This window comes from Bradyrhizobium frederickii (assembly GCF_004570865.1).
Lineage (GTDB): Bacteria > Pseudomonadota > Alphaproteobacteria > Rhizobiales > Xanthobacteraceae > Bradyrhizobium > Bradyrhizobium frederickii.
Genome location: NZ_SPQS01000012.1, coordinates 1 through 20,236 on the forward strand (window position 1 = coordinate 1; position 20,236 = coordinate 20,236).

The following is a 20,236-nucleotide window of genomic DNA, read 5'->3' on the forward strand; positions in this document are numbered from 1 at the left end:
GGCGTGCACATCGGCGGTGGTGGCGGCGGTGCCGCGTTCCACGGCGGTGGCGGCAGTTTCGCTGCTGGCGCCGCGGCGCGTCCAGGAGGGGGCAGTTTCGCAGCCGGTGCAGCGGCTCGTCCGAGCGGAGGCACTTTCGCAGCCGGTGCAGCGGCGCGTCCAGGCGGCGACACTTTCGCAGCCGGTGCAGCGGTTCGTCCGAGCGGCGGCACGTCCTTCACCGGTGGCGCAGCCCGCAACTTCGCAGCCGGCAGCGGCGGCACCTGGCAGAACCGCAGCGGCAGCTGGAGCGGCGGAAATAATTGGAGCGGCGGAGGCCGGCACTATCACCACCGTCGCGGCGGCTTCTGGCCGGGCTTCGCGGCCGGCGCGGCGATCGGCGGCCTCGGCTCATACGCCTATTACGGCGGCGGCTATGGCTATTACGACGACCCCTACTACTACGACAGCTATTATGACGAGCCGACAGTAGCGGTGGTTCCCGACAGCGGCGGCGATTCCGCAGCCTATTGCGCGCAGCGCTACAGATCCTATGACCCGGCTTCGGGCACCTATCTCGGCTATGACGGGCAACGGCATCCCTGCCCGTAACCACGCCAGCCACACGTAAAGGAAGGCGTCGCAGCGCTGCGACGCCTTTTTCGCGCATCGGCTACATATCCGCGATGCCGCGCACAGCGAGCCCATCGCCGGCGATGATGCATACAATTGGATGTAAATGGACCTCTATGCATCGCACCGTGCATATCTACCGAGACCCAATCCAAAATTGACCCGACACACGATTCGCGGATATCACCAATCCCAGTGGGGACTTCGATCTACTGGGAAGTTTCATGCCGCGTATTCTCGTGGTTGATGACGATCCGATGGTCGGCGCGACCATCGAGGTCCTCCTCCAACGTCAGGGCTTCGATGTCACGCTGACCGACGGTGGTGAAACTGGACTGGCTGCGCTGGAAACGCAGACATTCGAGGTGATGCTGGTTGACATCTTCATGCCGCACATGCGCGGCTTCGAGTCCATCCGCATCTTTCACGAGCGCGCACCGGCCACTCCGCTGATCGCGATGTCCGGCTACGCCTTCGCCTCATCCGCCTCGCCCTCTCCCGATTTCCTCCGCATGGCGCTGGAGCTTGGCGCAACGCGCTGCCTGCGCAAACCGTTCACGCCGGAAGCGTTGCTGACCGCGATCCGGGAATGCCTCGCAAGCGAGAGCGCGCAGCCGAAGGACCAGAAAGAATCCCCTTGATTCCAACGCAGCGCGTCATTCTGGGTACCGGACTTGCCATCCTCCTGATCATCACCGCGGCCTCTATCGCCCTCGACGTCAAATCGCGGTCCGAGGCGGCGTGGGTCAATCAGACGGTTCAGGTCCAGAAGAAGATCTCCGATCTGCGCGTGCTGCTGCGCCGCGCCGAGAGCGCCGCGCGCGGCTACGAGCTCTACCGCACCCCGGGCTTCAGCGCCGATTTCCAGGCGGTGCAGGCCCAGATCGCGCCGGCGCTGGCCGACCTCAAGCGCGGCGTGCGCGACAATCCCGATCAGGTCGCGCTGCTGGAGGGCACCGAACCGCTGGCGCTGCGCCGGGTCGAGATCGCGGCTGAAGCGATGCGGCTGCGCGCGGCGAACGACCAGGCCGGCATTGCCGCGCTCAACGGCAGGGCCGAGGGCCGCGGCCTCATGGACACCGTGATGGGCAACCTCGACCGCCTGAGCGCGGAGGAGGAACGCCTGCTCGCCGCGCGCTCCCAGGATTCGCGCCGCACGGGCGTCGTGCTGCTCGGCATCGACGTCGCTGGTGCCGTACTGATCCTGCTGCTGGTCGCGCTGGTGATGCGCGAGAGCCGGCGCGCCACGGTGCAGCTCCAAAGCACGCTGAGCGAGACCACGGCCGCCAAGGACGCGCTCGCGGCGGCGGTGGCCGATCGCACGCAGCATCTGGTGACGGCGCATGACGAGCTGCGCCTCTCGGTCAACGTGCTGCAAAGCACGTTCCACAGCATGGCGGAGGCGGTGCTGGTGATCGACGCCGAGGGCAACGTGCTGCTGTCCAATCCGGCCGCGGAGCGCATGCTGCTGCATCGCACCGGCATGAACCTGCGCAATCTGCGCACGCTGTCGGACGTCTTCCACGGCGACGGCGTGACGCCGATGCAGGCCGACGAGCTGCCTTCGGTGCGCGTGCTGCGGGGCGAGAAGTTCGAAGATCTGGAGATGATCGTCCGCCCGCACAACGGCATTCCTCCCCGCCATCTCATGGTCAGCGGCCGGCCGATGCTGGACGGGCAAGGCGAGATCTCCGGCGCGGTGCTGGTCTATCACGACGCCACCATGTCGCGCGAGACCGAGCGGCAGCTGTATCAGTCGCAGAAGCTGGACGCGATCGGCAAGCTGACCGGCGGCGTCGCGCACGACTTCAACAACATGCTGACCGTGATCTCCGGCAACACCGAGATGCTGGTGGAAGGCCTGAAACAGCAGCCCGAGCTGCAGCGCGTGGCGCGGCTGATCGACGATGCCGCCGAGCGCTGCGCCGAGCTGATCCAGCATCTGCTCGCCTTTGCGCGCCGGCAGCCGCTGCAGCCGCGCAACGTCGAGATCAACGCCGCGATCGCGGACATCGCAAAGCTGCTGCGCCCCACCCTCGGCGAGCAGATCCAGATCGAGACCGTGCTGGAACAGGGGCCGATGACCGCGCATATCGATCCGTCACGGCTCACCAATGCCGTGCTCAACATGGCGATCAACGCGCGCGATGCCATGCCGAACGGCGGCACGCTGCTGCTGGAGACCCACCGCGTCGTGCTGGACGAGGCCTATGCGCAGGCCCATCCGGACGTGACGGCCGGCCCCTACATCATGCTCGCCGTCAGCGACACCGGCACCGGCATGTCCCTGGAGACCCAGCACAAGGCGTTCGAGCCCTTCTTCACCACCAAGGAGGTCGGCAAGGGATCCGGCCTCGGCCTCTCCATGGTCTACGGCTTCGTCAAGCAGTCCGGCGGCCACATCAAGATCTACAGCGAGGAAGGCCACGGCACCACGATCAAGCTCTATCTGCCGCCGGGCGAAGGCACGGCGGAGGTCGCAGCCGGCATGGCGCCGCAGGCCGAAGGCGGCGCCGAGACCATCTTCGTGGTCGAGGACGACCCCTTGGTGCGCAACTTCGTCACCACCCAGCTCCAGAGCCTCGGCTACAAGACGGTGGCCGCGCCCGACGGCAGAGCCGCGCTGGAATTGATCGGGGCCGGCCAGAAGTTCGATCTCTTGTTCACCGACGTCGTCATCCCCGGCGGCATGAGCGGCCGCGAGCTCGCCGAAGAAGTAGCCAGGCGCCGGCCGGGTGTGAGAGTGCTCTACACCTCCGGCTACACCGACAACGCGATCATCCATCACGGCAAGCTCGACGACGGCGTGATGCTGCTGACCAAGCCCTACCGGCGCAACCAGCTCGCCGAGATGATCCGGAAGGCGCTGGGGGCTACCGCGTCGCCAGCACCACCGCCGCCAGCGTAAAGATCAGCGCCGCGATCTGTCCTGCCCCGAGCGGCTCGTGAAGCGCGATCGCCGATGCGACGACGCCGAGCACCGGCACCGCCATGGTGCCGATCGCGGCGACCGAGGCCGGCAGCCGCGCCAATGCGGCGAACCAGCTGACATAGGCGATGCAGAACTGCACCACGGTCGAGTAGATCAACAGCCACCAGCCGAGCGGCGTCACCTTGTCCAGATGCGTGGTCTCGACCAGGAGGCCGATGATGGAGATCGGCAGGCAGCCGATCCCGATCTGCCAGGCCGCGGCCGTGATCGGCGGCAGGTGGATCGGATACTTCTTGGAGAACACCGTGCCGACGGCGAAGCCGAACGCGCCGCCCAGCGCCATGATGATGCCAGGCAGCTTCTCCACGCTGGCGGCGATGCCGTTGCCGCCCATGATCGAGGCAAGGCCAACGAAGGCCATCACCAGCCCCAGCGTGCGCAGCAGCGTCGGCCGCTCGCCCAGCACCGGCCAGGCGATGATCGACGCCCAGACCGGCATCGTATAGGCAATCAGCGCCGCCTCGCTCGCCGGCAGCCACAGCAGCGCCAGGCCCATCAGCACCATCCAGCCGGTGACGTTGAGCACGGCAGCGGTGAGCAGGCGCGGCCACGTCGCCGCATCCACACGCAGACTCTGCCGGCGCAGCACCGCCAGCGCCGCCAGCAGCACGGCGCCGAGCACGCCGGTCACCCCGCGCAAGGTCAGCGGCGGCAGCTCGGAGAGCAGGAATTTCGTCACCGGCCAGTTGAAGCCCCAGCCGATCGAGGTGATGGCAAGAAACATCAGGCCGGCCGGGGCGATGCGCGGTCGCGCATCCCGGCGAGTCGAATCAAGCATGGGGGTATCCGGCAAAATCGAGCGTCAGCTTGGCGCGGATTCGCCGCCCAAACCACCACCCCGGCGGGCATGCCTGCCCCCACCTTCCGTAGGGCTACGTGAGTCCTGCTGGCGCAATCCCTTCGCCTAAAAATATACCTGCCCTGTGAACAGCGGGATGAAGCCTGCGCAGCATCACCGGATGCAAATTTTTTCAGTTGGGAATCCCTGAGGACTCACTGATACTTGCCTCCACAACAGGCGCGGCGAAGACCCCTGTTATCCCCCACAATCCACCATATTTAGTATTTGATTCAGGAACTCGCACTAGTTCTTGACGGGCGCAACGGAGAGTCCTAGCTTTCGGTCCGTTCGGCGCGAGTGAGTTTGCGTCCCGCCGGCACTCCCCCAAAGGGTCCCGCAAATCGGCACTCCGCCAAGCCAGCCAAAGGCAGCGGATGAGGGCTTGTCTGCCCGCGAAAGGCGGGACTCTTCGGGCGCCAGAACGGGCCGGCAACAGGCTCGGATGGCAAGGAAAGACGTTGTGACGGTGGGGCGTTGAACGCATGTCGGGCTCATCCCCTTGGGGGCGGATGTAGCAAGGCATGCCGGCGGATGATCGGTGCGCGCATCGAGCCATCGCGTCGGGAGAACAAGGGCCGGGTCCACCGGCTGAACTGTGGTGCCCCAAGGCCGAACGGCCGAGGGCGCCGCGAAATGAAATGTCGACCGGCATGCCTGAACGGAGGCGGGACCGGTCAAAACTTAAGGACGGGGCAAGACAATGCGGATTGAGCGGCGCCACACCACTTCGGGACAGTCACCTTACGCAGGGATAGATTTCCGGCTGACCACGTCGGAGATCAGAAATCCCGACGGCTCGGTCGTGTTCAAGCTCGACAATGTCGAGGTGCCCACGGAATGGTCGCAGGTCGCCTCCGACGTGCTCGCCCAGAAATATTTCCGCAAGGCCGGCGTCGCCGCGCGCCTGAAGAAGGTCGAGGAGGATTCCGTCCCCTCCTTCCTGTGGCGCTCCGTGCCCGACACCGAGGCGCTCGCTGCTCTCCCTGAGAAAGAGCGCTATGTCAGCGAGCTCAGCGCCAAGCAGGTGTTCGACCGCCTCGCCGGCTGCTGGACCTATTGGGGTTGGAAGGGCAAGTATTTCTCGAGCGACGAGGACGCCCAGGCCTTCTACGACGAGCTCCGCTACATGCTCGCGATGCAGATGGTCGCGCCGAACTCGCCGCAATGGTTCAACACCGGCCTGCACTGGGCCTATGGCATCGACGGTCCCGGCCAGGGCCATTATTACGTCGACCCCTTCACCGGCAAGCTGACCAAGTCCAAGTCCGCCTACGAGCACCCGCAGCCGCACGCCTGCTTCATCCAGGGCGTCGGTGACGACCTCGTCAACGAAGGCGGCATCATGGACCTCTGGGTCCGCGAGGCCCGCCTGTTCAAATACGGCTCCGGCACCGGCTCCAACTTCTCGCGCCTGCGCGGCGAAGGCGAAAAGCTGTCGGGCGGCGGCCGCTCCAGCGGCCTGATGAGCTTCCTCAAGATCGGCGACCGCGCCGCCGGCGCGATCAAGAGCGGCGGCACCACGCGCCGCGCCGCCAAGATGGTCGTGGTCGACGTCGATCATCCCGACATCGAGACCTATATCGACTGGAAGGTGAAGGAGGAGCAGAAGGTCGCCGCCCTCGTAACCGGATCCAAGATCAACCAGAAGCACCTCAAGGCGGTGCTGAAGGCCTGCGTCAATTGCGAGGGCTCGGGCGACGATTGCTTCGACCCCGAGAAGAACCCGGCGCTGCGCCGCGAGATCAAGCTCGCCCGCCGCAGCCTCGTGCCTGACAATTACATCAAGCGCGTCATCCAGTTCGCCAAGCAAGGCTACAAGGACATCCAGTTCGACACCTACGACACCGACTGGGACAGCGAAGCCTACCTCACGGTATCGGGCCAGAACTCCAACAATTCGGTCTCGCTGCGGGACGACTTCCTGCGCGCGGTCGAGACCGACGGCGACTGGAATCTCACCGCCCGCACCTCCAGGAAGGTGACGAAGACGCTGAAGGCGCGCGACCTCTGGGAAAAGATCGGTTACGCCGCCTGGGCCTCGGCCGATCCGGGCCTGCACTTCAACACCACCATGAACGACTGGCACACCTGCAAGGCGTCCGGCGACATCCGCGCCTCCAATCCGTGCTCGGAATACATGTTCCTGGACGACACGGCGTGCAACCTCGCCTCGGCGAACCTGCTGACGTTCTACAACATCGAGACCAAGCGCTTCGACGTCGAGGGCTATGAGCATCTCTGCCGGCTCTGGACCATCGTGCTGGAAATCTCGGTGATGATGGCGCAATTCCCGTCGAAGGCGATCGCCGAGCTCTCCTACGAGTTCCGCACGCTCGGCCTCGGCTACGCCAATATCGGCGGCCTCCTGATGACCATGGGCCTGCCCTACGACAGCAAGGAAGGCCGCGCGCTCTGCGGCGCGCTGACCGCGGTGATGACCGGCATCACCTACAAGACCTCGGCGGAGATCGCCGCCGAGCTCGGCACCTTCCCCGGCTACAAGAAGAACGCCCAGCACATGCTGCGCGTGATCCGCAACCACCGCCGCGCCGCCCACGGCCAGTCCAACGGCTACGAGGCGCTCAGCGTCAACCCGGTGCCGCTCGACCTCGTCTCCTGCCCGCAAGCCGATCTCGTCAGCCGCGCCCAGGCGGCCTGGGATGCGGCGCTCGAGCTCGGCGAGCAGCACGGCTATCGCAACGCCCAGACCACGGTGATCGCGCCGACCGGCACGATCGGCCTCGTGATGGATTGCGACACCACCGGCATCGAGCCCGACTTCGCCCTGGTGAAGTTCAAGAAGCTCGCCGGCGGCGGCTACTTCAAGATCATCAACCGCGCGGTCCCCGCGGCGCTGCGCGCGCTCGGCTATCGCGAGAGCGAGATCGCGGAGATCGAGGCCTACGCCGTCGGCCATGGCTCGCTCTCCAACGCGCCCGGCATCAACGCCTCGACCCTCAAGGCAAAAGGCTTCACCGATGAAGCCATCGCCAAGGTCGAGAAGGCGCTGCCGACCGCCTTCGACATCAAGTTCGCCTTCAACAAGTGGACCTTTGGCGAAGATTTCATCCGCGACCAGCTCGGCATCGGCGCTGAAGCCATTGCCGCGCCGGGCTTCGACCTGCTCCAGGCGGTCGGCTTCACCAAGCGCGAGATCGAGGCGGCCAACGTCCACATCTGCGGCGCCATGACGGTGGAAGGTGCCCCGCACCTCAAGGCCGAGCACTATCCGGTGTTCGACTGCGCCAATCCCTGCGGCAAGATCGGCAAGCGCTATCTGTCGGTCGAGAGCCACATCCGCATGATGGCGGCAGCGCAGCCCTTCATCTCGGGCGCGATCTCCAAGACCATCAACATGCCGAACGACGCCACGGTGGAGGACTGCAAGTCCGCCTACATGCTGTCGTGGAAGCTCGCTCTGAAGGCCAACGCGCTCTATCGCGACGGCTCCAAGCTCTCCCAGCCGCTCAACTCGCAGCTCATCAGCGACGACGAGGACGAGGACGATGCGGTCGAGACCCTCTACGAGAAGCCGATGGCGGCCCGCACCGCCCAGGTCTCGGAGAAGATCGTCGAGAAGCTGGTCGAGCGCATCATCGTGATGCGCGAGCGCGAGAAGATGCCGGATCGCCGCAAGGGCTACACCCAGAAGGCGGTCGTCGGCGGACATAAAGTCTATCTCCGCACCGGCGAGTATGACGACGGCCGTCTCGGCGAGATCTTCATCGACATGCACAAGGAAGGCGCGGCGCTGCGCTCCTTCATCAACAACTTCGCCATCGCGGTGTCGCTCGGCCTGCAATACGGCGTGCCGCTGGACGAATATGTCGACGCCTTCACCTTCACCCGCTTCGAGCCGGCGGGCCCCGTGCAGGGCAACGACAGCATCAAGTACGCGACCTCGATCCTCGACTACGTCTTCCGCGAGCTCGCGGTGAGCTACATGTCGCGGTTCGACCTTGCCCATGTCGATCCCAACGAGACGGGCTTCGACGCGCTCGGCAAGGGCGTCGAGGAAGGCAAGGAGCCGAACGAGGACGGCGGCCACCACGCCACCCGGCTGGTCTCGCGCGGCCTCACCCGCTCCCGGACCGACAACCTCGTCGTGATGCGCGGCGGCAGCGCCGCGGTCACGCAAGGCAACGACAGCGCGCCCTCCGGCGGCAGCAAGGTCACCGCGATGGCCTCGCACAGCGCCAGCGCCCGCGTCGGCGACGTCCTCGAAGGCGCCGTCGCCCTGAAGCAGGAAGTCCAGCACGACCTCTCGCCGACGGAGAAGCTGGAAGCGCTGCAGTGGAGCAAGGCCGGCACCGCCGCGGTTGCGGTACCCAGCAAGGCCGAGCGCCGCGCGGAAGCCAAGGCGAAGGGTTATGAGGGCGAGATGTGCAGCGAGTGCGGCAACTTCACGCTGGTGCGGAATGGCACGTGCATGAAGTGCGATACGTGCGGAAGCACGACGGGGTGTTCGTGATCGAGCACTAAAAAAAGTGAGCGCATGCCCGGCCGATCCCGGGCATGCGTAAGGCGTAGGTTACGTGTTGTTGAATTGGCCGAGTGCTGCAAAGTCAGCGTGCAGGCAGCTCAGATAAGTTTCAATAAGACCTCTCCGCTACTGCAGCAGAAGCCACTGGATTCAATCCGGCAAGCCGTGGCTCAACTCAAGCCCACCGAATAAAACAGAAGCTGCACTGAAACACTGTTCTTCTAACAACTAGGAATATCGAAAGATAGCGAGTTCAAGAAGCGCGCAATGTTTACCAGTGTCAAGTTTCGCAACTTCAAGTCGCTCCGGGATTACACTGTCCACTTGAAGCGAACCAATATATTGGTCGGCCCCAACAATGCGGGTAAATCAAGTATCTTAGACGCGTTTCGTGTACTCGGTGCGGCGCAAACGTTCGCAATGCGCAGAAATCCTACACCATTAACGATCGGGCGCGACACGATCTCGGGATATGAAATTCCTCAGTCCCAACTTCCTATCTCTCTTGAGAATATTCATACAGACTACCACTCTGAGCACGAGACTTCCGTCACGTTCCAAATCGAGAACGGCAACAAGCTACAACTCTTGTTCTTTGAAAACTCGCGCTGCGTTCTTGTGGCCGATAATTTGGGACGTCAAATTCAGAATACTTCCTCGTACAAGCGGAACTATCCGCTCACAATCTCCATATTCCCGACTCTCGGTCCGCTCGAAGAAGAGGAAAGCCCCGTCGATCCTGACTACCTTCGCCGTTGGCAGTCCACGCGGCGATCAAACCGACTTTTTCGCAACATCTGGTACCAGAACAGATCGAACTTTGATCAGTTCAAGTCTTTGGTCGAGGAAACTTGGCCCGGCATGACAATATCGCCGCCTGAGCGACACGGATTTAACCCCGCTCGTCTCACAATGTTTTGCGTCGAAAACAGAGTCACTCGAGAGGTATGCTGGGCTGGCTTCGGCTTTCAGGTGTGGCTTCAACTGCTTACCCATCTCCAGGCCGCAAGGGACGCAACCACAATGATCGTGGATGAGCCGGAGATATACCTACACCCGGACTTGCAGCGCCGTCTTTTTTTGCTGCTCAAATCCATGAACAAGCAACTGGTTATGGCCACGCATTCCTCGGAAATCGTGAATGAGGCCGAGCACGACGAGATTCTCCTCATCAACCGCACTCGACGGACTGCCAAACGAGTTGGCGATATAGATGGCCTTCAAGAGGCGCTCTTCACAATCGGCTCTGGCCAAAACATACATCTGGCCCGTCTTTCACGCGGTCGCAAGATACTCTTTTTTGAGGGTGAGGACATAAAGCTCATGAAGAAGTTTGCAGCCCGGTTTGGGTATCGCAACTTCGAAAATGAGACGAGCATAACAGTCGTGCCTTTAGGTGGCTTCTCTCACAAGCAAAAGATCGCCGACGCAGCCTGGACTTTCGAAAAGGTTCTCCGCGCCGAAATATCTATTGCCGCGCTGCTCGATCGCGATTACCGCTGTGCCGAAGAAGTCGAGGAGATCGCCCGTTCAGTTCCGGCATCGATACCCGCCTTTTTCATTCTGGAGAGAAAGGAGATCGAAAATTATCTGATCGAGCCTCACGCCATTGCAAGCGCGATAAACGAGCGCTTGGCAGGTCAGTCAAACCGCACGCGCCCCGATCTAACCGCTGAAGAGACGACGCAGATCTTAGATCAAATCGCGAACGGCATGAAATCAATGGTTTTGAGCCAGCTCGCAGGAAACCGTACCCGCTTCTTCGAAGGACGGACCCGTCGCGATCCATCGACTGTATTTAATGAAGCAATTGAGTATCTGGACGCCAAATGGACATCAACTTCGAGCAAGCTAACTGTCGTCCCTGGCAAGCAACTTCTATCTTCGCTAAACACGCACCTGCAAGAAGCCATGGGAGTGTCGATTACTCCAACTCAGATCATTCGATCCTTGTCTCTGCCAAACGACTGCGATCTGCGGCGCATACTTGCTGCGCTGGACGAATTTGCTGCCACTCATCAATCGTGACGTGCGGAATGTAGCCCGTAGGATGGGTTGAGCCCTTGCGAAACCCATCGTTCGACGATCGGCATCGATGTGTTTCGCTTCCGCTCTACCCATTCTATGAACTTTCGAATATTCTGGGGGCGTGGAAGACAACCGCGGTCAGCTTCTAAAGGCTCGGCATGACCATTTCGGCAACGAGCGTTCGCTTCGACGAACACACAATGTGGGTCGAATTGTCGGACGGCCGTACGCTCGGCGTCCCGCTTGCCTGGTTTCCGCGGCTGCTGCACGCAACGTCTGCCGAGCGCAACCGAGTCGAACTGAGTCGTGTCGGGCTGCACTGGGAAGCGCTCGACGAGGACATTTCCATAGCGAGCCTCCTCGCCGGCCGAGGCGACGTAACGCGATCCACGGACCATGCGGCATAGCCAGCACGTATTAGTTTGCAGAATAGGCCGAGCGAAGCGACGCCCATCAACCCTGTCAACGATGGGTTTCGCAAGTGCTCAACCCATCCTACGAGCTGAATTGTCTTTGCGGTCGAGCCCTTCCCCCCTAAACTCCAGACTCCACCGGCATCGGTTCCGACGGGCGCGGTAGAAGCGGAGTGAAGTTATGCCCAAACCGGAAAGCTTCCCGATCGAGAAGATCTTCGTTCCCACGAAGCAGAAGAAAGCCATCAAGCCCGAGATCGTCGAGGAGATCGCGGAAAGTATTCTGGACATCGGACAACAGGCCCCCATTTCCGTTCGGCTCGACGGAGACCGCCTCGTTCTGGTCGAGGGACTGCATCGGTTAGAGGCCTGCAAGGCGCTCGGCGAGACGACCATTCTCGGCGTCCTGGTCCCGGCCGAGCTTGCTCAACATAAGCCGCTGTTGTCCGAGCGACCCGAAGTCGAGGCAGAGCGCATCAAGATGGCGCGATTGAAACAGTTGCGCCTCGAGAAGGAAGCCGCAGAGGCAGCGACCTCTGCCTTGAAGCGTGTCAACGCAACGGAAGCTCCGCGCACCCATCCAACAAGGGGCGTCCGCGACAATCCGAAGGCGTCACCGGGCCGGTCTGCGAAATCGCCACCGAAAACATTGTCGGACTGGATCACGCAGCAAAAGGGCAGCGGCGGCCGCTATTGATGGCCGGCTCGTTGCCGAAGAAGCAGCTTGTAGGATGGGTAGAGCCCTTGCGAAACCCGTCATTCCGCGACCGCCATTGATGGGTTTCGCTTCGCTCTACCCATCCTACGAGCTTACCCCGAACGCCGGGCAGCAAAGACCTCCTTGGCGGCGAACAGGCCGTTGAGCGCCGCGGGGAAGCCCGCATAGACGGCCATCTGCATGATGACCTCGGTGATCTCCTCCTTGGTCAGCCCGACATTCAGCCCGGCCTCGATATGGACCTTCAGTTGAGGCGTCGCCGTTCCCATCGCCGTCAGCGCTGCGATAGTCGCGATTTCACGGGCGCGCAGGTCGAGGCCGGGGCGGCTGTAGATGTCGCCGAATGAGAACTCGAAAATGTAGTTGGCGAAATCGGGGGCGATATCCGCCAGCGCGGCAATGACGTTATGGCCGGCTTCTCCGTCGATTTCAGCGAGCGCCCGCTTGCCGCGTTCCAGCCGGCTTTCGCCGACGCTCGGGGATTGCTGCGTCATGGTCCTTCATCCTCATGTCGGTGCCGGCGTATCCGGCAATTTTGCTGTCGAGGACGAGAAGGCAGGCTTGCAGATCGGCCAATTGGGCGCGAACACGTTCGCGGTGCTGTTCGAGCAAGGCCTGGCGTTTCGCTTCCGTGCCGACGCCACGCTCCCGCAAGGCTGCATATTGCAGCATGTCCCGAATGGGCATTCCGGTTGTCTTGAGACGCCCGAGAAATTCGATCCAGGTCAGGATTGATGCGTCGTAATTGCGTTGGCCCGATTGGTCCCGGTCAGCGTGGGGGAGCAACCCGATCCGCTCATAATATCGGATGGTGTAGGTCGACAGCCCCGAACGCTTTGCCAGTTCGCCAATCTTCATGAACGCCCGTCTTTCGTCACGACGCACGGGAAGCTACCGGTTAGAGCGCACTCTAAGTCAATAGGGAAAATGCTTGGCTTGGCCTTGGTGTGCCAGCACTCAAGTTCGGGGGCCGCATCACACCGCGTCGAGATCTGAAGCTCCATCAACGCCATGCGCTGCAGGACAACGGGGTCCCGCTCGCCCTCCTTCGCGGTGCGGAGGATCGATTCCGCGATCGCCTGAACATGCGCGGAGCCGACCGGCGCAGGCAGCGACGCAACCGCGCTGTCCAGCGCAGCTTTCATGACGTCGATCGTTTCAGGCGAAAAGGATGCATTTGAAAAGTCTAGCATGGCACCAATCCGGAGGTCACCGCGCGCCCGCGTCTTGCCGGCGCGCGATGTCGCTGCTTCAGCATGGGTCACCAGCGCCGGCCCCAGCTCCCGCGCCAGCTGCTTCCCCAGCCACCGCCACCGCGAACCAGGCGGACGACCAGGAGCAGCAGCACCGCGCCGATAGTGGCGTTGACGATCGCGCTGATGATGCCGCTGCCAAGATGCACGCCGAGCTGAGGCAACAACCAGGTGCCGACAAACGCGCCGAGGATTCCGACGATGATATCACCGACGATCCCAAAGCCGGTGCCGCGGACGATCTGGCCCGCCAGCCAGCCGGCGACGAGACCTACAAACAGGATGACCAAGAGACTTTCGCTCGACATATGCATTTTTCTACCTCAATCGTTAGGTCTGAATGACGGTGGGTCTGAGCAAGCCAGTCTGCGGTCGATCTGAATCGCATTGCCGCATCGCGCCGTCCGGAATCGCGCCGTCCGGACAGTTTCCGGTTGGTACGCACGGAGGATAAAGGCCTCGTGCCTGAGCCGCTCCAGCAAGGCGAATGCGGTCTTTTTGTCGCTGCAGGGATTCAGGATCGGAAGTTCGATCCTGCTGCGCACCGGATCATCGGCTCAACAGGTGCAAGAGCCAACGGTTCCTCCGCACACAACTTATATTTGAATATGTCGATTCTTTTCAGGCCCGCACCGGACATGAGACCGCAAACGTCACGTTTTTCCGGTTTTTGCCGGCGTTTCCGACAACGACGCATCGATCGTAGGGTGGGCAAAGCGACTTGTCCGCCGTAGCTCGAAGAGCGAAGGCGGAAGCGTGCCCACGACTTTGATCATGTCGGAGAAAGTCCGTGGGCACGGCGCAAGCGCGCCTTTGCCCACCCTACAATTGTCGTGACCTACCACCAATACGGCCAGCGCCAGCCCTCGTAGCGCACGTAGGACGGCACCAGCGGCGGGCCGTAGGGATCGACCTTGTCGTCCTCGGGGCGATAGCGATAGCGCGGAACGATGTTGTAATCCCACGGCGTCGGCCTCAGCACGGGCGCCGTGACGATGAGCCGCTCTTGCGGTGCGCGAACGACGACGGCTTTGCGCGTCTTCGCCTCGGCGCCGGAGGTTGCAAGGCTGCACAGCACCAGGGCGGTTCCGAGCGCGCAGGCGGCGGTCAATTTTGTCATGCGTTGGTCTCCTTCGCGGCGAAGAGTGCAAAAGGATGTTCGGCAAGGCAAGCAAATTTCGCGCGAGATGTTTTCTGCGGCCATCCTTCGAGACGCCCGCTTTGGGCGGGCTCCTCAGGATGAGGGCGGAATGCGCGGCAACAGCTTCAGCAGGCGCGATTGTTGCTCAGCATCACTCACGCGCGCGGCGCAGGGCTTGCTCCAGCGTCTTCCGCTGCTTGTCCCAGCGGGTCTCTTCGGCCTCGGCGCGCTCCTCAAGCGCGGCTCGCGCGGCTTCGATCTCCTCCGCCTTCGCCTCGTGCTCCCGCCTCGCTTTGTCCAGCGCCGCTTCCGCTGCGCCGACGGCCTTGTCGCGGCGCGCGCGCTCTTTGGCGCGGGCGGCCTCCTCCTTGTGGCGCGCGGCCTCGCGCCGCCGCTCCTCCTTCTCGAACGCCGCGGCGGCCTTGCGGGCCGCCTGCTCGTCGAGCTTGCGCGACGGCTTCTTTGCGGACTTGGCGGCCTTGTTTGCGGTCCTGTTTGCTGTCTTGGCCGGACGCTTACCGGGTTTGCGCTTGGACCTGGAAACGTCCTCGGCAAGATCGGTGGGCAGCTCGGCGCTTTCGGTGAACGGCCCGTCGGATCCGACCGGGCGCCTCAGCACGATCCCCGGCTTCGCCAGCGTCGCCGCGACGATGTCGGGGTCGTCAGTCTCCTTCGCGGCGCCCTGATGGAACAGATTGGAGCTGGCGCCCCAGGCCTCAAGCGCCGCCTTCATCGAGGGCGCGGCGATGGCCTGGTCGTAGAAGCCGAGCGAGGTCTGGTAGGTCTTCAGCTTCCGTGTCGGTTTGCTTTTCGCTCGCTTTGGCATGTCGCCCCGATTGTCGTCCCGTAGCCCGGATGAGCGAAGCGATATCCGGGACTCATCCCACCGAAGGCAATTCCCGGATGTCGCTTCGCTCATCCGGGCTACGAACTACGAACTCTCCAGCAACGCATCGTATCCCTTCTCGCTGAACGCCAGCAGACAGAACCCGTGTCCGAACGGATCGGCCAGCATCGCGATCCGGCCATAGGGCGCATCGCGCGCCGGCACCTCCAGGATCGCGCCGGCGCGCAGCGCGCGTTCGACGGCCGCATCGACATTCTCGACCACGACGTCGACATGCACCGGCGTCCAGTGCCGTTCGTAGCGGCGGCGGTCGCCGCCGGCGCCCACCGTGCCGGCCTGCTTGGTCAGGAGATAGACCGGCGCCGGCCAGCCGAGCAGCTCGACGAAGCCGGCGCCGAAGCGGCGGCCGACCGTGAGGCCAAAGGCCTCGGTGTAGAAGCTGGTGGCTTGCTCGATATCGGGGACGTCGATGTTGAGGAGGAAGCTCATGTCGGACTCGCTGCGCATTTGCGCCGCGAGCCTAGCTGGATGGCGCGTCAGCGTCATCCAGGATGATGCCGCACGTTCGCGCTGCAGCGTCTGCCGGCCCGCGCGCCTCGTCCTTCGAGACGGCGCTTACGCGCCTCCTCAGGACGAGGCTAAGCGGCATGGCATCCGTTGCGACCGCCGCCACGCAACGTCCTCATCCTGAGGAGCCCGCATCAAGCGGGCGTCTCGAAGGATGGCCACACACGTCGCGCTCAGATGCGATCGCCTCGTCACCGGACGGGCGGCACCATTGCATGATGCGCCTGTTTTGCCCGACGCCTCAAAAAGAATTTCGCCCCAACCGAAAACGCGAGCCTTATCAAGCCCCCCTCTACTGTGCATGGGGTTGTTTTCGCGAAATCGTGCTGGCGAGGTGCTCACCTGCCCCTGAGGCTGAGGATATAGGCCGACAGCACATCCGCCTGCTCCGGCGAGATCACGAGGTTGGGCATGTTCTGGTGACTGGTCCGCCAGAACACCTTGAGCGACAGCGCGGTGGTGCCGCTGCGGTCGGCGATGGCCTGGAAGCTCGGGGCATCGTCGAACCATCCGGCCATGCCCGGCTCTACCGCGTGACAGGTCTGGCACCATTCCTGCGCCAGGCGATGCCCTTCGGCGACCGCACGGGGACCGGACCGCGGGGCGCCCGCGGCGGTGTGGATCACGCTGAACAGGAACAGCACCGACAACGCGATCAAAAGAGCGAGGCCGAGATGGATTCGAGCACTATGCGACATCGCCCAACCTCACCGCGATTGAATCATCGACCCAGCCTAGATTTGCAAGGCAAGGCCAAGTTGATCTGCGTCAAGGACGGAGCCGATCAGGGCGCTCGTCTTCGCAGGAACCGCCGCCCGCGTCCTCAGCACGCCACGAGATCGGTGTGGCCGAATCCCTTGGAATAATCGAGCAGCGAGATCACCGTCGGTGTGAGACGGATCAGCCGCACCTCGGAAGGCTTCGGCACCGGGAGGCCGGAGGCCTTCTGCTCGGGATAACGCGCCATCAACAGCGCGATCGCCTTCTCGGCTTCGGTCGGGTCGGTCACGGCCGCCGCCCGCGCCGCCATGGACACGCCGGTGATCTCCATCACCTGCGCCGGGTCGTCGTCGATCGCCAGCGACACGCGGTCGTCGCGGGACAGGTTCTGCGCCTTCTGGCTGTCGATGCCGCAGAGGAAGTAGATGGTGAAACCTTCGTTGGCGTAGCCGACCGTCGTCACTTGCGGCCAGCCGTCCGGGCGCACGGTTGCGATCCGCATCGTGCGGTGCTGGTCCAGCAGGGTCTGAATCTTTTGTCTGAGAGTGTCGTCCATCGTACGTCTCCGGTGGTCATTGCCCGAAGACGATACGACCCTTGCGCGCGATGCCGTTGACGCAGCTCAACCCGCGCGCGCAAGTATGCCTCATCGATCATGCCGCTCGCCAGGATCAAGGCGAATGCATAAGCTCGCGCTCAGTCGACGTCAGGAGGCATCACCATGAATGGCAACCGCTATTACGGCGTTCGCGTCGAGGGCGCGAAATACGGCGTCGGCTTCGGCTCGGCGCTCGCCATCGCGATCTCCTATGCCGACAACCATTCGATCCTGTGGGCGATCATCCACGGCATCCTCGGTTGGCTCTACGTGATCTTCGTTGCGCTGTTTCGGTGATATCGCACCGGCGGCCGATGGCCCCGGCAGCTTTCCCTTGCTTTCCTGTTCCCGGCCCCTACGGTCGCGCCGCGAACGTGAGACGAGCAAAGGGTTAGACGAGACTTGCCATGACCGACACGATGAAATGCCCCGCCTGCAGCTCCGAGCACGCCTATCAGGACCGCGATCTCTGGGTCTGCCCGGAATGCGGCCATGAATGGAGCGGGGCGGTGGAGGCGGCCGCGGAGACCGCGCCGGATGCCGGCGTGCGCGATGCCAACGGCAATGCGCTCGCTGACGGCGACAGCGTCATCGTGATCAAGGATCTCAAGATCAAGGGCTCATCCTCGGTGGTCAAGGGCGGCACCAAGGTGCGCAACATCCGCCTCCAGGACGCCAGCGACGGTCACAACATCGCCTGCAAGATCGACGGCATCGGCGCGATGAACTTGAAATCGGAGTTCGTGAGGAAGGCGTAGCGGCGGCTGTTAGCTGAGACGGTGGATCCCGCCTCTGCGCGGAACCCACCTGCTTCACGCGATGTCGCTCAGCGGGCAGCGCCCGTGGTGACGTTCGCGGTCGTCAGCTTGCGCGGGCTGAGGACGTTCGTCTGGTGGACCGAGGCGACCGTGGTCGGCGCAGCAAGCTGTTGCTCGACATGGGCGGCGCCGAGGACGCGAACCTGCAAGGGCGAGACCGGAAATCCGTTGGTCTCGTAAGTCGGCAGTTCGGCCGCAAAGGCCGCGGTGCTGCCCGCGATCGTCAGGATGGCGGCGGCGATCGACAAAGTCTTCTTGTTCATTGGTGCTGCTCCGGAAGAGGAAGGTCGGAGCATATTTAGGCCGGCTTTGCTGCATTGCGACATACTCTGCTGCATTGCAACAGCGCGTGCGGTGCATGGCAATATGTTTAATGTGTCCAACGCTTTGGCCGAATCACGCCGGCCGCGACAAAGCGCATTTGCAGACAGTGCTCAGCCACCGAGCACGTTGCCCCAGCCATCAAACAGATAGCTCTTCCAGGCCACGGTTCCATCGGCGCCCGGTCGACTGGCCCGCTTGTAGTCGTCGGCTTGGTCGGCAGTCCAGGTGACGATCGTGTCGGTGAGGCGGTCGTGCAGGATGGCGGGTTCGGTGGGATCGAAGGCGTCCATGGGACGAAGCGAGGCATGCGTCATGGGCGACCAAACGTGCGAGCCGCAACAAAGTTGCCGCGACGCGGCGATCAAGCTGCTTTGTGGAACCCGCGTTGCCCCCCAGCAACACTGCCGCGAAAAGCCGATTTTCGCCGATCTGCGCCATTGCGCTGCCACACCGTCCCCCGAACAATCGACGCGCTGCGTGCCTTTCCGTGCAAGACTGTTTGCGTCAGACTGTTTGCATCATGACTGTCCGGACAAGACGGGTTCGGGCAGAACCGTTTGGAGGCAGGGATCATGAACGATCGGCGGTCTCTTCTGGTGGCGGTCACCTGCCCCTCGGCCGTGCTCGCCGGCTGGCTGGCGCTCTCCTTCTCCGCCTATGCCCCAGCCCTCATCGAGAACAGCAGTGCCAATGCGGCTGCCGTCTCGCGCGCCAAGGATCTCGGCCGGCTCGACCTCGCCGACGTGCCGCGCGCTGCGACGATCGAGGACGGCATCGCCTTGACCGCCGACATCGCGGCTGCCGTGGCCGCGGCACCGGCTCCCACGAGCGCTGAAGCGGCGCCCGAGACGCCCGCTCCCGCAATCAAGCTCGCCTCGGCCGATCCGGCACTGATCCTGCCGGTGGAGGCGCCGCCTGCGTTGCAGATTTCGCCCGAACCGGAGCCCGTCGTCGGCGAGGCTGCCCCGGTCGCGGCGCCGGAGCCCGTCAAGCTCGCCTCAGCCGATCCCACCGAGATCGTGACGACGGACGCGCTGTCCCCCGCGGCGATCGCCAGCGGCCCGGCCACGCCCGTGAGCAAGGCATCGCCGCCGGCCGACACCGTCGCCGTGCTCGACGAATGTTTCGTCATGGATGCGTGTATCGACCGCTATCTCTGGGCGCTCTATCAGCGCACCGCCAAGGAAGACACGATCAAGGTTCAGGAGCGGCGCGCGGTCACGATCAAGCGCAAGGGCAAGACGGTCACGGTGATGCGCAGCTTCACCAAGCTGGTCGATCAGGACTTCACCTGGAAGGATCCGAAGGCCGCCGAGCACGCCGGCATGTCGATGATGGATTACGTCATCGGCGGCATGGACAAGAGCTTCAAGCGGAAGCTGTTCCGCACGCTGCTCGCCGCGGAGGCCGCCGGCCTCTCGCCCGGCATCACCAGCGCGTTCCGCGACGATTATCGCCAGTCGATCGCGAGCGGCCTGAAGGCGGCCTCCGACCGGTCCTATCACGGCGGCAGCTCGCGCGGCGGCTACGGCCACGGCATGGCGGCCGACATCGTCAGCACGCAAGGGACTAACCGGGCACAGCGCTGGGTCTCGACCGAAATCCTGTGGAAGTGGGTCGATGCCAACGGCAAGGCGTATGGCATCGGCCGGCCCTACCTCGGCCGCGATCCGCCGCATGTCGGCCCCATCGACGGCCAGGAGTACATCTCGCGCCGCGGCACCGGCGACGGCAAGCAAGTCGCCAGCGTGAAGTCCAGGAAGGCCGTGCGTGCCGCATCCCAGGCCAAGCCGCCAAAGGCTCAGGCCGCACGCGAGCAGAAGAGTCCGGCCCAGCCGCAGAAATCGGCGCAATCGACCGGCAAGCGCGCGACCTGAAGCC

Annotated in this window: 21 protein-coding genes and 1 pseudogene; 10 read left to right on the forward strand and 12 right to left on the reverse strand. The window is 63.5% G+C overall.

Annotated features, from left to right (window positions below; all coding sequences use genetic code 11):
• The 3 genes from E4K64_RS21165 to E4K64_RS21175 all read left to right on the forward strand — a co-directional run.
• Positions 1-591 (forward strand): BA14K family protein (locus tag E4K64_RS21165; RefSeq protein WP_135165260.1); only part of this gene is annotated, 591 nt, incomplete at its 5' end.
• 245 nt (positions 592-836) lie between these two features.
• Positions 837-1,253 carry a response regulator gene (locus E4K64_RS21170; RefSeq protein WP_135165261.1) on the forward strand — a complete coding sequence of 139 codons (417 nt, stop codon included), beginning with the start codon at positions 837-839 and terminating at the stop codon, positions 1,251-1,253.
• Positions 1,250-3,520: a CHASE3 domain-containing protein gene (locus E4K64_RS21175; RefSeq protein WP_135165262.1), complete on the forward strand. Its 2,271-nt coding sequence runs from the start codon at positions 1,250-1,252 to the stop codon at positions 3,518-3,520. The genes E4K64_RS21170 and E4K64_RS21175 overlap by 4 nt, the downstream gene beginning before the upstream one ends.
• Here the strand turns inward: E4K64_RS21175 and E4K64_RS21180 are convergent.
• Complete coding sequence (locus E4K64_RS21180; protein WP_135165263.1) at positions 3,486-4,382, reverse strand: DMT family transporter; 897 nt, start codon at positions 4,380-4,382, stop codon at positions 3,486-3,488. The genes E4K64_RS21175 and E4K64_RS21180 overlap by 35 nt on opposite strands.
• A gap of 763 nt (positions 4,383-5,145) precedes the next feature.
• On the opposite strand from E4K64_RS21180, the gene E4K64_RS21185 reads away from it, so the two are divergent.
• The 4 genes from E4K64_RS21185 to E4K64_RS21200 all read left to right on the forward strand — a co-directional run bounded on the left by E4K64_RS21185 (position 5,146) and on the right by E4K64_RS21200 (position 12,066).
• The gene (locus tag E4K64_RS21185) at positions 5,146-8,916 is read left to right on the forward strand and encodes a vitamin B12-dependent ribonucleotide reductase (RefSeq protein ID WP_135165264.1); all 3,771 of its coding nucleotides are present in this window, start codon (positions 5,146-5,148) and stop codon (positions 8,914-8,916) included.
• A 279-nt stretch (positions 8,917-9,195) separates the two neighbouring features.
• A complete protein-coding gene (locus tag E4K64_RS21190; RefSeq protein WP_135165265.1) occupies positions 9,196-10,956 on the forward strand; it encodes an ATP-dependent nuclease in 1,761 nt (586 codons plus the stop codon).
• Positions 10,957-11,114: 158 nt separating this feature from the next.
• Positions 11,115-11,363 carry a DUF2442 domain-containing protein gene (locus tag E4K64_RS21195; RefSeq protein WP_135165266.1) on the forward strand — a complete coding sequence of 83 codons (249 nt, stop codon included), beginning with the start codon at positions 11,115-11,117 and terminating at the stop codon, positions 11,361-11,363.
• 187 nt (positions 11,364-11,550) lie between these two features.
• The gene (locus E4K64_RS21200) at positions 11,551-12,066 is read left to right on the forward strand and encodes a ParB N-terminal domain-containing protein (protein ID WP_135165267.1); all 516 of its coding nucleotides are present in this window, start codon (positions 11,551-11,553) and stop codon (positions 12,064-12,066) included.
• A 113-nt stretch (positions 12,067-12,179) separates the two neighbouring features.
• Here the strand turns inward: E4K64_RS21200 and E4K64_RS21205 are convergent, their stop codons facing one another.
• The 9 genes and pseudogenes from E4K64_RS21205 to E4K64_RS21245 all read right to left on the reverse strand — a co-directional run bounded on the left by E4K64_RS21205 (position 12,180) and on the right by E4K64_RS21245 (position 17,171).
• Positions 12,180-12,581: a carboxymuconolactone decarboxylase family protein gene (locus tag E4K64_RS21205; protein WP_135165268.1), complete on the reverse strand. Its 402-nt coding sequence runs from the start codon at positions 12,579-12,581 to the stop codon at positions 12,180-12,182.
• Positions 12,517-12,945 carry a MerR family transcriptional regulator gene (locus E4K64_RS21210; RefSeq protein ID WP_135165269.1) on the reverse strand — a complete coding sequence of 143 codons (429 nt, stop codon included), beginning with the start codon at positions 12,943-12,945 and terminating at the stop codon, positions 12,517-12,519. Before E4K64_RS21210 ends, E4K64_RS21205 begins: the two co-directional genes overlap by 65 nt.
• Positions 12,946-13,067: 122 nt before the next feature.
• Positions 13,068-13,280 (reverse strand): annotated as a pseudogene (locus tag E4K64_RS21215) (hypothetical protein); the annotation flags it as partial.
• Positions 13,281-13,348: 68 nt separating this feature from the next.
• On the reverse strand, positions 13,349-13,654 hold the full coding sequence (locus E4K64_RS21220) for a GlsB/YeaQ/YmgE family stress response membrane protein (protein ID WP_135165270.1): 306 nt from the start codon (positions 13,652-13,654) through the stop codon (positions 13,349-13,351).
• Positions 13,655-14,178: 524 nt separating this feature from the next.
• A complete protein-coding gene (locus tag E4K64_RS21225) occupies positions 14,179-14,460 on the reverse strand; it encodes a hypothetical protein (protein WP_135165271.1) in 282 nt (93 codons plus the stop codon).
• A 172-nt stretch (positions 14,461-14,632) separates the two neighbouring features.
• The gene (locus E4K64_RS21230) at positions 14,633-15,307 is read right to left on the reverse strand and encodes a cell envelope biogenesis protein TolA (protein WP_135165272.1); all 675 of its coding nucleotides are present in this window, start codon (positions 15,305-15,307) and stop codon (positions 14,633-14,635) included.
• Positions 15,308-15,412: 105 nt separating this feature from the next.
• Positions 15,413-15,817 carry a VOC family protein gene (locus E4K64_RS21235; protein WP_135165273.1) on the reverse strand — a complete coding sequence of 135 codons (405 nt, stop codon included), beginning with the start codon at positions 15,815-15,817 and terminating at the stop codon, positions 15,413-15,415.
• Between the two features lie 416 nt (positions 15,818-16,233).
• Positions 16,234-16,593 carry a c-type cytochrome gene (locus tag E4K64_RS21240; protein ID WP_135165274.1) on the reverse strand — a complete coding sequence of 120 codons (360 nt, stop codon included), beginning with the start codon at positions 16,591-16,593 and terminating at the stop codon, positions 16,234-16,236.
• Between the two features lie 125 nt (positions 16,594-16,718).
• Positions 16,719-17,171 carry a pyridoxamine 5'-phosphate oxidase family protein gene (locus E4K64_RS21245; protein ID WP_135165275.1) on the reverse strand — a complete coding sequence of 151 codons (453 nt, stop codon included), beginning with the start codon at positions 17,169-17,171 and terminating at the stop codon, positions 16,719-16,721.
• A 165-nt stretch (positions 17,172-17,336) separates the two neighbouring features.
• On the opposite strand from E4K64_RS21245, the gene E4K64_RS40470 reads away from it, so the two are divergent.
• On the forward strand, positions 17,337-17,510 hold the full coding sequence (locus E4K64_RS40470; protein WP_164718698.1) for a hypothetical protein: 174 nt from the start codon (positions 17,337-17,339) through the stop codon (positions 17,508-17,510).
• A 110-nt stretch (positions 17,511-17,620) separates the two neighbouring features.
• Entirely contained in the window at positions 17,621-17,971 is a 351-nt protein-coding gene (locus E4K64_RS21250; protein ID WP_135165276.1) for a zinc ribbon domain-containing protein YjdM, read from the forward strand.
• A 68-nt stretch (positions 17,972-18,039) separates the two neighbouring features.
• Here E4K64_RS21250 and E4K64_RS21255 read toward each other — a convergent pair whose 3' ends face one another.
• Both E4K64_RS21255 and E4K64_RS21260 read right to left on the reverse strand, forming a co-directional pair.
• A complete protein-coding gene (locus E4K64_RS21255) occupies positions 18,040-18,294 on the reverse strand; it encodes a hypothetical protein (RefSeq protein WP_135165277.1) in 255 nt (84 codons plus the stop codon).
• 171 nt (positions 18,295-18,465) lie between these two features.
• Positions 18,466-18,669: a hypothetical protein gene (locus E4K64_RS21260; protein WP_126258336.1), complete on the reverse strand. Its 204-nt coding sequence runs from the start codon at positions 18,667-18,669 to the stop codon at positions 18,466-18,468.
• Between the two features lie 258 nt (positions 18,670-18,927).
• Here E4K64_RS21260 and E4K64_RS21265 point away from each other — a divergent pair, with 258 nt between their 5' ends.
• Positions 18,928-20,232 (forward strand): hypothetical protein, encoded by a 1,305-nt coding sequence (locus E4K64_RS21265; RefSeq protein WP_135165278.1) that lies wholly within the window; start codon positions 18,928-18,930, stop codon positions 20,230-20,232.
• Positions 20,233-20,236 lie beyond the last annotated feature (4 nt).